This is a genomic window from Croceibacterium atlanticum (genome assembly GCF_001008165.2).
GTDB lineage: Bacteria > Pseudomonadota > Alphaproteobacteria > Sphingomonadales > Sphingomonadaceae > Croceibacterium_C > Croceibacterium_C atlanticum.
Genome location: NZ_CP011452.2, coordinates 1600037 through 1612062 on the forward strand (window position 1 = coordinate 1600037; position 12026 = coordinate 1612062).

At 61.6% G+C, this 12026-nt stretch carries 13 protein-coding genes; 5 read left to right on the plus strand and 8 right to left on the minus strand.

Annotation, left to right across the window (positions count from 1 at the left end; translation table 11 throughout):
• Positions 1-6: 6 nt before the first annotated feature.
• Genes WYH_RS07600 through WYH_RS07615 form a run of 4 tightly spaced genes read left to right on the plus strand, consistent with a single transcriptional unit; the run spans position 7 to position 3591 of the window.
• The gene (locus WYH_RS07600; RefSeq protein WP_053833447.1) at positions 7-546 is read left to right on the plus strand and encodes a 2,4'-dihydroxyacetophenone dioxygenase family protein; all 540 of its coding nucleotides are present in this window, start codon (positions 7-9) and stop codon (positions 544-546) included.
• A gap of 7 nt (positions 547-553) precedes the next feature.
• Positions 554-1393, plus strand: coding sequence for an SDR family NAD(P)-dependent oxidoreductase (locus WYH_RS07605; RefSeq protein ID WP_046904933.1), 840 nt, complete (start codon positions 554-556; stop codon positions 1391-1393).
• 58 nt (positions 1394-1451) lie between these two features.
• On the plus strand, positions 1452-2585 hold the full coding sequence (locus WYH_RS07610) for an NAD(P)-dependent alcohol dehydrogenase (RefSeq protein ID WP_046903364.1): 1134 nt from the start codon (positions 1452-1454) through the stop codon (positions 2583-2585).
• A gap of 4 nt (positions 2586-2589) precedes the next feature.
• Positions 2590-3591 carry an alcohol dehydrogenase catalytic domain-containing protein gene (locus tag WYH_RS07615; RefSeq protein WP_046903365.1) on the plus strand — a complete coding sequence of 334 codons (1002 nt, stop codon included), beginning with the start codon at positions 2590-2592 and terminating at the stop codon, positions 3589-3591.
• A 31-nt stretch (positions 3592-3622) separates the two neighbouring features.
• Here WYH_RS07615 and WYH_RS07620 read toward each other — a convergent pair whose 3' ends face one another.
• The 4 genes from WYH_RS07620 to WYH_RS07635 form a co-directional block, all read right to left on the minus strand.
• Positions 3623-3994, minus strand: coding sequence for a winged helix-turn-helix domain-containing protein (locus WYH_RS07620; RefSeq protein ID WP_046903366.1), 372 nt, complete (start codon positions 3992-3994; stop codon positions 3623-3625).
• A gap of 27 nt (positions 3995-4021) precedes the next feature.
• The gene (locus WYH_RS07625; protein WP_046903367.1) at positions 4022-4816 is read right to left on the minus strand and encodes a response regulator; all 795 of its coding nucleotides are present in this window, start codon (positions 4814-4816) and stop codon (positions 4022-4024) included.
• A gap of 362 nt (positions 4817-5178) precedes the next feature.
• Complete coding sequence (locus WYH_RS07630; RefSeq protein ID WP_046903368.1) at positions 5179-5610, minus strand: DNA-binding transcriptional response regulator; 432 nt, start codon at positions 5608-5610, stop codon at positions 5179-5181.
• 81 nt (positions 5611-5691) lie between these two features.
• Complete coding sequence (locus WYH_RS07635; RefSeq protein WP_046903369.1) at positions 5692-6852, minus strand: hypothetical protein; 1161 nt, start codon at positions 6850-6852, stop codon at positions 5692-5694.
• 134 nt (positions 6853-6986) lie between these two features.
• On the opposite strand from WYH_RS07635, the gene WYH_RS07640 reads away from it, so the two are divergent.
• Complete coding sequence (locus WYH_RS07640; protein ID WP_046903370.1) at positions 6987-8075, plus strand: fatty acid desaturase family protein; 1089 nt, start codon at positions 6987-6989, stop codon at positions 8073-8075.
• Between the two features lie 16 nt (positions 8076-8091).
• Here WYH_RS07640 and lptG read toward each other — a convergent pair whose 3' ends face one another.
• The 4 genes from lptG to WYH_RS07660 form a co-directional block, all read right to left on the minus strand.
• A complete protein-coding gene (lptG, locus tag WYH_RS07645; RefSeq protein WP_046903371.1) occupies positions 8092-9192 on the minus strand; it encodes an LPS export ABC transporter permease LptG in 1101 nt (366 codons plus the stop codon).
• Positions 9182-10441, minus strand: coding sequence for an LPS export ABC transporter permease LptF (lptF, locus tag WYH_RS07650; RefSeq protein ID WP_046903372.1), 1260 nt, complete (start codon positions 10439-10441; stop codon positions 9182-9184). Before lptF ends, lptG begins: the two co-directional genes overlap by 11 nt.
• Before the next feature lie 109 nt (positions 10442-10550).
• On the minus strand, positions 10551-10949 hold the full coding sequence (clpS, locus tag WYH_RS07655; RefSeq protein WP_235979029.1) for an ATP-dependent Clp protease adapter ClpS: 399 nt from the start codon (positions 10947-10949) through the stop codon (positions 10551-10553).
• Between the two features lie 222 nt (positions 10950-11171).
• On the minus strand, positions 11172-12023 hold the full coding sequence (locus WYH_RS07660) for a phasin family protein (RefSeq protein ID WP_046903373.1): 852 nt from the start codon (positions 12021-12023) through the stop codon (positions 11172-11174).
• Positions 12024-12026: the final 3 nt, after the last annotated feature.

The following is a 12026-nucleotide window of genomic DNA, read 5'->3' on the forward strand; positions in this document are numbered from 1 at the left end:
ACTGCCATGGCAACGCAAATGAAGGCCCCGCCGTCCGACAAGGCCGAAATCGTCGACATTCCCTATGCCTATCGCGATCTGGTGGAGCGCACGTCCCCCGGCGGGCGCTATATCGACGCGCAGACAGACGTGGACAGCCCGTGGGTGCCCTTTGGCGACAGCGCCGCGATCAAGCACCTGGCCTTTGACGTGCGGCGCAATCTCTATTCCAACATATTGTGGGTGAAGGGGCCGGGCGTGGTCGGCACCCATTTCCACCGCGGCACGATCACCATGGTCTGCCTGGAAGGTTCCGTTCGATATCTGGAATATGACTGGGTGGCATCGCCCGGCGGCCTGATCCTGGAAGTGCCGGGCGAAAGCCATACTCTGGTGACCGACCACCCCGAAGGCTGCAAGCTGTTCGGCTGGATGGAAGGCCCGATCGATTTCTATGATGGCGATGCGAACTTCGTCGAGACGGTCGACGTGTTCTGGATGATGAATCACTACGAGGATTACTGCAAGGAACAGGGCATCGAGATCAATCCGAAGCTCTATCTCTGAGGTGGCGATGAAAACTCTCGATCAATTCGACATTGCCGGCAGATCCGCCTTCGTGACCGGGGCGGCCAGCGGCATCGGCCTGGCCTATGCCGAATGCATGGCCGAAGCCGGTGCCAGGGTAACGCTGACCGATGTGGATGCCGAAGGCGCCCAGCGCGAGACGAAGAGGCTGGTGGACGAAGGTTATGAAGTCCGCTGGGAAGCCTGCGACGTGACCGATCTGGATCAGGTTGCCGCCGCCATCGATGCCCATGTACATGCCTATGGCGGGCTGGATATCTGCTTCGCCAATGCCGGACTGGATGTGGGCAACGGGTTCTGGAGCCCGGAGAACAAGCGCAATCCCGATGGCCAGATCGACGTTTATGACAAATGGCGCTGGGACAAGTCGATCGATATCAACCTGACCGGCTGTTTCCACACGGTGCGCGAAGCCGCGCGGGCGATGAAGGCGAACACGGACCGGCGCGGCGGCAGTATCGTCATCACCAGTTCCAACGCGGCCGAAGTGAACGAGGCGATCGTGGGCGTGCCCTATATGGCGGCCAAGGCGGGGGTGAAGCATTTCATGCGCCATGCCGCCTATGAACTGGCCGCATACGGTATCCGCGTGAACGCGATTGCGCCCGGCCCCTTCGTCACCAATATCGGCGATGGCTGGGTCAAGAAGAACCCCGCCGCGAAAAAGGCCTGGGACGATCTGGTGCCCGTGGGCCGCATGGCCGAAACCTATCAGATCAAGCCGCTGGCCCTGCTGCTGGCATCGGATGCAGGCAGTTACATGACAGGCGCGCATGTGATGATCGACGGCGGGATGCAGCTTGGCCCGATCAAGCCGCTCGATTGATCCATGTCCTTGATTGCGACGGGCACTGCGTCCATCCGGAAGGCGAAAGTGAGGTAACATGACCGATCAGTCCCCCATTCATGCCCGCGCCGCGATCTGCCGCGGAAATTCCGAACCTTTCGCCATTCAGGACGTAACGCTGGACGCATTGCGGCCGGAAGAATTGCGTATCCGCGTGGTCGCCTGCGGGATCTGCCACACCGATCTGGCGGTGCGGGACAAGCAATTGCCCGTGCCGCTGCCGGTGGTGCTGGGCCATGAAGGCGCCGGCATCGTGGAAGAAGTGGGCAGCGACGTGACAGTGGCCAAGCCCGGCGACCGCGTGGTGATGAGCTTCAACAGCTGCGGCCATTGCCCCAGCTGCGCCGTGGATGCGCCAACCTATTGCTATGAATTCTTTCCGCATAACTGGTCGGGCATGCGCGCCGATGGCAGCCCCACCCTGTTCGCGGATGGAGAGCCGATGAATGCCAATTTCTTCGGCCAGTCCAGCTTCGCCACGCAAGCCATCGCGCATGAACGCAATGTGGTGAAAGTGCCGGAAAGCGCAGCAGACATTCCGCTGGAACGGCTCGCCCCCATCGGTTGCGGCCTTATGACCGGCGCGGGCGCGGTATTGCGGAGCATGAAAGTGCGCGCCGGCCTGCCCATAGCCATCTTCGGCACCGGAACCGTTGGCATGGCCGCGATCATGGCGGCCAAGATTGCCGGGGCTGACCCGATCATCGCCGTGGACGTGAATGACAATCGCCTGGCAGTGGCGAAGGAACTGGGCGCCACCCATGCCTTCAACGCGAAGGACGATGCAATCGGCAAGATCCGCGAATTGTGCCCGCAGGGCCTGGGTTATGTTTTCGACACGACCGGGATCAACAAGGTCATCCAGGATGCCTGGAGCCTGCTCGCCCCAATGGGCATTTGCGGCATTGTCGGCGCGTCGGACCCGGCGGACAATCTGACCTTCAACGAAGCCGAATTCATGGGCGGCGGCCGCCGTGTGATGGGCATTCTGGGCGGGGACAGCGATCTCGTCACCTTCCTGCCGGATCTCATCGCCTATCACCAGGAAGGCCGTTTCCCGTTCGAAAAACTGATCGGCTATTTCAATTTCGACCAGATCAACGAGGCGATCGAAGCCAGCGAAAGCGGCGAAGTGGTGAAGCCGGTGCTGAAGATCGGATCCGAGGACTGACTCCATGAAAGCCGCGACCTTCCAGGCCCTGCATGAACCGCTGAAGGTGGAAACCCTGCCCGATCCGGTGCCGGATGCCGGGCAGGTCGTGGTGGAGGTCGGCCGCTGCGGCATCTGCGGCAGCGACCTGCACATGACCGAGGATGCAGCCTATGGCTGCAAGCATGGCGATATCCTCGGCCATGAATTCGCCGGCGAAGTGGTCGGGCTTGGCAGCGAGGTCGAAGGGCTGAAGACGGGAGATCTCATTTCCGTCATCCCGCTGATGAGCTGCGGCACCTGCGAATATTGCCACCGCGGCGAAGTGCAATGGTGCGAAGAATTCGGCCTGCAGGGCGGTGGCTATGCCCAATTCGCCCTCACCCGCCCCAATCAATGCGTGAAGCTGCCGGTGGATGTTTCCATCGCGGATGGCGCCATTGTGGAACCGCTGGCCGTGGCGCTGCACGGCGTGAATCTTTCGGGCATGAAAACGGGCGACAAGGTGCTGGTGCTCGGCGCCGGACCTATCGGGCTGGCCGTTGCCTTCTGGGCCAAGAGGTTCGGCGCATCCCGGGTGGCGGTGCAGGACATTGCCGAATTCCAGCACAACCGCGCGCTGGACATGGGGGCGGATATCTTCGTGGTCGATCCGTCCGACCCGGTGGGAAGCGCGGAAAGAGCGCTGGGCGGCAAGGCGGATGTGGTGTTCGAATGCGTGGGCATTCCCGGCCTGATCCAGCAAGGCGTGGAACAGGTGCGCAATGACGGCACGATCTGCCTGCTCGGCCTGTGCACGAAGCCGGACACGCTCAACACTTTCGCCATGCTCAGCAAGCAGGTGAAACTGGTGACCAGCGCCTTCTTCACGCGGCAGGAATATGAAGCCGCGCTGGAGGCGCTGCTGCGCGGGGCAATGGAACCGCGCCTGCTGGTGACCGATACGATCAGCCTGGACGAAACGCCGGAAGTGTTTGAAAGCCTCAAGCAGCGCGGTCCGCAATGCAAGGTGCTGATCGCGCCCTGAACCTCCCCCCGCCGGATCGGGTGGGCGGACATTATTCCCGCGGCCGGGGCCGGGGCCTGGCCCTGATCGCGGATTCCAGATCTTCAAAGGCCGTGCATTGCGTATCGCCCGCAAGCCGTGCGGAAAGCGTGCGATAGGCGGACAGGGCCGCCTCCCCTTCCGCCGTCAGGCTGGCGCCCGCAGCCTTGCCGCCACCCGGCCGCGTCTCCACCAGCGGTTTGCGAAAACAGCGATTCATCTGATCGACCAGCAACCATGCCCGGCGATAACTCATGCCGAGGGCACGCCCGGCGGCGGATATGGAGCCTTCCCGGCCGATCGCTTCCAGCAGATCAGCCTTGCCCGGCCCCATTGCGACTTCATCGTCGCAATAGAGCTGGAGCTTGAGTTTCAGCCGGGCCATGCCGGCCTTGTAGCAGCGAAATGCCGATCAGCCGAGCGGGCGCCCGGAATTGAAGAACAGCGCCTGGCTGATCGCTGCGCGCACCGTATCTTCCTGGAACGGCTTGGTGATCAGATAGGTCGGTTCCGGCCTGTCGCCCGTCAGCAGACGTTCCGGATAGGCCGTGATGAAGATCACCGGCATCGTGCTGATTTCCAGGATATCGTCCACTGCATCGAGGCCGGAAGAACCATCAGCCAGCTGGATATCGGCCAGCACCAGGCCGGGCGTCTGTTCGGCAACGACTTCCTGCGCCTGGGTGCGGGTGGCGGCCGTGCCACAAATATCGTGGCCCAGCGAACGCACCAGATCTTCAAGCTGCATCGAAATCAGCGGCTCGTCCTCGATAATCAGGACGCTGGTGGTGTTTTCACGCTCGATCTCGTCCACCGCTTCGGCCACGAGCCTGGCAATCTCGTCTTCCGCGATATCCATGATCTCCGCCGCTTCCGCGCGGGTGAAATCTTCCACCGTTGTCAGCAACAGCGCCTGGCGGTTCAGCGGCGTGACCTTGCTCAGCTTCGCCTGGGCGCCATCTTCATGCGGGGTTGCCGCCGGAACTTCCGCCCCGACATCCAGATAGGCGCTCGCCCATAATTTGTTGAACGCCCGATATAGCGGAACACGCCCGCCCCGCAGGGAATCGGCCAGTTCCTCATCCGCAAGGGCGGCTTCCAGAGTGGCGCGAACAAACGCGTCGCCGGTCGATTGCGACCCGGTCAGCGCGCGAGCGTAACGACGAAGAAATGGCAAATGAGCGGCGACTTCGGCCCCAATCGACATAGATACCCTTCCCGATATTGTGGGCGTTCAACGCGGCAGATTCGGGATGGTTCCTGAACCCGCCACAAGTCGGCAACCCGCCTGAACAGCACCAGCATTTGGCGTAGCGTTGCGCAGGCGCAATCCCGGCGGCATAAAAAATTTCAAAATTTTTCGCAGATGCGGGAACACAGTCTTTTGCGGGACATTACACCTCTGTCACCGCCGAGACCCCCCTCCCGTCCAAGCGGCTGGTGATACGATCCCGATAGGCCCCCGCTCCAAGAGCGGGGGCCGTTTTCGTTTTGGGACATGCAAAACGCGCCGCATTCAGGCAGCGCGCGCATCCAGCGATTTGCAGTGCATGATGCAGGGGAAGCGGGTCAGCCCAGCGCGCCGCGCAGGCGGGCGAACAGGCCGCCCTTCCTGCCGCTGGCCAGCACTTCGGCAAGCTGCGCCGGATCATATGGCTTTTCGAAGATCGGGCCCAGCTCCGCCACTTCAGGCGGAATATCCTCGGGCGATCCGGTGGAGAACGCTATGCGCGGGCGTTGCGGGCCAAGCATGGTCACCAGCTCCGCCAAGGCCCAGCCATCGTCCCGATCCGCCAGATGCACGTCGATCACCATGGCCTGCGCAGGCCCTGCATCGAGCGCCTTCATCGTGCAGGCGATGGTCGGGCAGATTTCCACCTTGGTGGCACCGGCATCCAGCAGGGCCTGTTCAATATGCAGGGCAAGCACAGTGTCGTCCTCCACCACGAGGACGCGGCCGAGCCGCGATTTACCGACAATGCCTTCCTTTTCACCGTGCATAGGGGCCCTGTTTGCAGAATGCGGGCTGTATGAAATCCGAACGCGCGAAAACTCTCCGCCGTTCCCTTGAATATCAATATATCACAATTGCTTGCGATAGATGCGATATTCACGGTTCATATGACTGTCGATCGCCTTGGCAATGGCGACCATGCCCTGGTTGTCTTCCAGCACCCAGCCCACCTCGGCCCGTTTCGCATTGTGGTCGCTGACGGCATAGCGGCGGATATATTCGATCATCATGAAGGCCAGCTGGCTCGCCAGGCGCGAATTCTGCAAACGCTTCTTCACGCCCATCAGCGGTACGCGGAAATCCGCGGGCTGCGGATTGCGCAGCCACCACAACAACCTGATCCAGTTGAAGGGGAACAATCTGCCCTTCATCTTCGCAATCTTCGCATTGGCATCCGGCAAGGCGATCATGAAGGCGACAGGTTCCCCATCCAGCTCCGCGATCATGTTCGCGCCCGGCAGGATCAGCTGTTTGAGCTTCTTCGCGCCATAGGCCTTCTCATTCTCGGTAAAAGGCACGAAGCCCCAATTGGTCGACCAGGCATCGTTCAATATATCGATGATGATCGCCGCCTCGCGTTCGAAATGCTTGAAGTCCACCGTGCGGACATTGATCCGCTTGTTCTTCTCGCCCGAGGCGACGATCCGGTTGACGAGATCGGGGAAGCTCTTGTCCACCCGCAATTCATAAGTGAACAGCCGCTTGGCCACGTCATAGCCGCCGGCCGTTTCCACCCAGCCTTCATATTCGGGCGAATTATGGCCCATCATCACCATTGGCGGGTGGTCGTGGCCATGGACCAGCAGGCCCGGTTCTTCCCAGATCGACAGGCTGACCGGCGCGACCACCTGGGTCATTCCCTGTTCGCGCAGCCAGTCTTCCGCGCGCGCGATCAGCGCATGGGCGGTTTGCGCGTCCTCCGCCTCCAGCAGGCCCCAATTGCCGGTGCCCGGGCCCATCCCCTGTTCCGGCGGCTGTTTCAGCTGCAATTCGTCGATATGGGCGGAGATGCGGCCAACCGTCTTCCCGCCACGCCGGGCGAGGAACAACTGCATCCGCGCATGTTCGTGAAACGGGTTCTTCGCCGGGTTCAGCAGTTCCATCACTTCGGCGCGCAAAGGCGGCACCCAGTTTTGATCTGCCTCATTCAATCGATAAGCGAGATCGACGAATTCATTGAGGTCGCGCTTGCCGGTGACCGGCGTAATATCTATTTTGTCGTAAGACACTATCGGTCCTCGTTCATTCGCGATTAGCCCTGCGTATGCTTCGGGGCCGTTGTCAAGCGAGCCGCATATGGCCGCGCAGGGGCCCGTCGGGTCGCTGCGATTACCGGCCAGGGGCGTATTCGGAAACTTATTTGATGCCAGCAACCCAAACCCTAGACGCAGCCGCCACAGCGGCACAGCCATCCCGGCGCGTGGCGCTTTCCGCCACGCCGGATGACAAGGACATGCTGCGTGCCGCGGCGGAACTTACGCGCGATATCAACAAGGCTCGGCCGGAAATATACTGGCCGGACATGCTGCTGTCCGCGCTGGTCGGTTATGGCGCCATGGCCGGGGCAATCCTGATCGACAATGCGTGGCTGGCTGTGGCCTGCGCGGTCGTTTCCGTGATCGCGCTCTATCGCGCCTTGCTGTTTATCCACGAGATTTCCCATCTCCACCGCAACGCCCTGCCCGGTTTCCGCACCGCGTGGAACGCGCTGGTCGGCGTGCCGCTGCTGACGCCGTCCTTCATGTATGAGGGCGTTCACACGCTGCATCATGCCCGGACCCGTTATGGCACGGTGGAAGATCCGGAATATCTGCCGCTGGCACTGATGAAGCCGTGGTCGCTGCCGGTCTTCCTTCTGGTCGCCCTGCTGGCGCCGCCGGCGCTCATCATCCGTTTCGGCATACTGACGCCGCTGGGCGCCATCATCCCGCCGATCCGCAAATTCTCGTGGGAACGGTTTTCGGCACTTGCCATCAACCCGGCATTCCGCCGCCGCCCTGCCGAAGGCGAGATGAAGCGCCGTTTCTTCTGGCAGGAAGTGGGGGCCAGCGCCTGGGCCATGGTGTTGATCGCCAGCATCTTCGTGCTGGGCTGGCGTCCGTTGCTGATCGCCATGGCGATCATGTCCGCCGTCGCCATCTTCAACCAGTTGCGCACGCTGGTGGCCCATCTGTGGGAGAATGAGGGCGAAGTGATGACGGTGACCGGCCAGTATCTGGATTCGGTCAATGTGCCGCCCCCATCGCCCTTTGCCGCGCTGTGGGCGCCGGTGGGCCTGCGTTACCACGCGCTGCATCACCTGCTGCCCAGCCTGCCCTATCACTCGCTGGGTGAAGCGCATAAACGGATATGTGCGCGCCTGGGCACGGAATCGACTTATGAACGCGCCAGTTATGGCAGCATGACAGTGCTGGTGATGCGCATCGCGCGCAGCACCATGGTCCGTCGATAAGGTCAGGCGCCGGGGCTCATTCCTCGGTGCGGACCAGCACCGTCTCGCCAATCAGGAAGAACAGCAGGAACGGCGCCCATGCGGCCAGCAGCGGCGGATATCCGCCGAAGCTGCCCATGGCCAGCGCCGCATTATCGACCACGAAATAGGCAAAACCCAGCGCCATGCCGATCACGGCGCGGGCGAAAAGATGGCCTGACCGGGCCAGCCCGAAACCGGCCACCGCACCCAGCAGCGGCATCAGAACGGCCGATAAGGGCCCGGAAATCTTGTGCCACCAGCGCCCGCGCAATTCCGATGTCTGGCGCCCCGCAGCTTCCAGCGCCTCTATCGAACGTGACAATTGCGGCAGGCTTTCCGCATCGGGATTGACCGTGCGCAGTTCCAGCTGATCCAGCCCCAGTTCGGGCGCGATCAGGGTCGGTTCGTCCAGCGCGCGTTCTTCCGCCGGGCCGACATTGAAGACTTCCGGATCTTCCAACATCCAGCCCGGATTGGCATAGGTCGCCCGGCTGCCACGCCATTGACGCAGCATCATGCCGTTATCGTCCCGCTGGTAGAAGGTGACATCCTCCATCACCGTATCCGCGCCGCGCCCCCGCACGGTGGATGCCAGCAGCACGTCATTGCCATCCGCCAGATAGACCGTGGTGCGCGTATCCGGATCGTCGGGAACAGGTCCGTATTCGGCCTTCTCCCAGGCTGACAGCGTTGCCGTCGCCCGTGTCACGACCCTTTCGTTGAACAGGAAGGAGAAACCGGCGATCACCATTGCCGTCAGCAGCAGCGGCGCGAGGATCTGATGCGCTGAAAGGCCGGAAGCCTTCATCGCGATCACTTCGCTATTCTGGTTCATCGTCGCCAGCGTGATGATCGTCGCCAGCAAGATGGAGTAAGGCAGGAAGCGGGCGATCAATTGCGGGATCCGCAAGGATGCATAGGTCAGCAATTCGCCCTGGCCATTGCCCTGATAGGCCAGAATATCGGCGCTGTTACTCAGCAGGTCGAGCATCAGCAGCACCAGCACCAGCATCACCAGCACGGCCAGAATCCGCAGGATGAATGTCTTGGCCAGATATTTGGTCAGCGTGGCCGAGGGGAAGAAATCAAGCACCATCGCTGCCCTCCTCCGGCTCGCGGGCCGCGACTGGCGGCGCGCCAGTGGGATGCCGCTTGCGTGACCACCATTTCATCAATGCGGAAAAACGCTTGGACAATTTGGCGAAGGCCGTTTCCAGCGCGCCGATGGCCTGCCCGCCCGGCACGAAGGCGACACGGTAATACATCCAGCCGATCAGCGCGGCGAAAACCACGAATGGCCCCCACAATCCGATCCAGGGATCGATCCGGCCCAGTTCCGCCACCGATTGCCCATACTGGTTCACCTTGTGATAGGAGACGACGAGTATGATCGACACGAATACGCCCAGCGCACTGGTCGATCGCTTGGGCGGTATGGCCAGCGCCACGGCCAGCAGCGGCATCATCAGCATCATCACCACTTCGACCATGCGATAATTGAAATTGGCAAGGCCGGCATCCCTTTCCTGCGGGGTGGCTTCCGGGCTCCAGCCGAGACGCAACAGTTCGGGCAGCAGATATTCGCGGCTCTTGTCCCCGCGATCGCGGAAACGTTCTATGGCGGGCAGGTCGATCGGCAGATCGTGGCGGGAGAAACTGAGCACGCGCGGCGTATCATCGGGCAAATCGTGCACGATCGTGCCGTCCAGCAGGCGCAGGATGATCGTGTTGCGATCTTCCCTGTTGGCGAGGAAGCGTCCCTCGCGGGCGGTGATCGCCAGCGATTGCCCCTTTCCATCGGAAACACGGGCGAAGATTCCCATCAACTGGCGCCCTTCATCCCGGCTTTCTTCGATCCGCAACGCCACGCGATCTTCCAGCGTGGTGAATTCCCCGACATTGATCGAAGCCCCCAGCGCGCCGGATCGCAATTCATATTGCAATTCCTCGTAGCCATACCGCGCGAGCGGCTGGAGATAGCCGACAATGGCGAAGTTCAGCGCCACCAGCACGAAGGTAATCATGTATGGGACGCGCAGCAGGCGCGTATAGCTCCACCCCACGGCGCGCATCACGTCCAGTTCGCTGGAAGTCGCCAGCTTGCGGAAGGCCAGCAATATGCCGAGCAACAGGCCGAGCGGAACCGCCAGCCCCGCATATTCCGGGATCAGGTTGACCAGCATCCGGAACACGACAGTGATCGGCCCGCCTTCCGTCGAAACGAATTCGAACAGGCGCAGCATCTTTTCCAGCATCAGCAGCGATGCGGCCAGCGCGAACACGCCAAGCATCGGCACCAGCACGAGCCGGAAAATATAGCGGTCTATGGCGGTGATGAATGTCAAACTGGCGGCAATCGCGGTGGCGGGAACTTGCAAAGCGCTATAACCCGCACTTGATCCAAGGTCATGCCCCCAGTTTGGTTCCTGAATTTTCGGTCGCGGGGTGTGACCTTCAGGCCTTTTCGAGTGTGCATTGCAGCGGGTGCTGATTTTCGCGCGCGAAATCCATGACCTGGTTCACCTTGGTTTCGGCCACTTCATAGGGGAAGATGCCGCAAACGCCCACGCCGCGCTGATGCACATGCAGCATCACCCGCGTCGCCTGTTCCAGATCCATGCGGAAGAAACGCTTCAGCACCATGACGACGAATTCCATCGGCGTATAATCGTCATTCAGCATCAGCACCTTGTACTGGCTGGGTTTTTTCGGCTTGGCCCTGGTGCGCGTTGCCAGGCCGATCTGCCCTTCACCGTCAGAGGTTCCGCTTTCGTCATCTTCTCCGGCCGAACGGATGGGCAGCTCGGGAACGGCCTTGGCCCCCATGGGCGAGAAAGCGGGAATTCGGTGCATAGCAGCGCAAATATCGTATCGGCCCCCGCCGCTGCAAGGTGCGCGGCTCAATTCGCCTCATAATCCGTGTCGATTAACGCAGGGTAAGCATGGCAATTGGCGCCCTGCCCTGCCTCCAAAAGCAAGCGGGCCGGACGGTCTGAACCGTCCGGCCCGTCAGATCCGCCGAAGAGGAGAGGAGCCCCGGCGGATGCGTCAGCTAGTCTGCTGCGAGGCGGCGCCTCAGGCGGCAGCCTTCGACATTTTTTCAGCCGCCATGTTCATGCGGCCGGAAATCGGCGCAAACGCTTCATTGGCGAGCTTCATCATGGTTTCGCTGTTCTTCGAGCTGGTGGCGACCAGCGCATCGAAATTGCGGCGCATGATCTTGCCCTGCAGCTGGAACAGTTCGGTCGGGCTCTTCACCGCGGCCATTTCCTTCATGTCCGCAGTCATGGTTTCGTAAGCCGACTTGGCTTCGTCAACCACGGTCTTGCTCATGTCCTGCAGGCCGCCGGCCAGGATCTTGCTGCTTTCAACCAGGGCTTCGACATTGCCCTTCGCGAATTCGCTGGCTTCGCCCATGGCTTCGGTGCCCTTGTCATAGGCTTCCTTCGCCTTGGACTGCATTTCGGTGAGCATGTTGCTGTAATCTGGTGTCTTGGCGGTTGCCATGATCTTGTCCTTCAATTCGCTGACGGTGGTTTGGGGAGTATTCGCAGCCTGCTGCGCTACCTTGGCCGGCTTCTTCGCAGCCATTGCGCTGATATTCGGTTCAGCAGCGGGTTTCGGCGCGGGAACCTTCGCGGCCTTTTTAGCCGACGCCTTGCGCTTGGGCGCGGATTTGGCAGCAGCTTTCTTCGCTGCGGTTTTCTTGGCCGCAGCCGGTTTCCTTGCCGGAACCTTGGCAGGCGCTGCCTGCTTCGCCGGCTCCCCGCCTTCCGCCTTCCTGGCTTCCGTCTTCGGTTCGGCCTTGGCCGGCGCGGGTTCGGATGCCTTTGGGTCAGCGGCAGCCTTCGGCTTCATTTCCGAAGCCGCGGCGGCATAGGCTTTTTCGGCGCTGTCTTCGGTCTTCTTGTCCGGAGAATCGGCCATTCG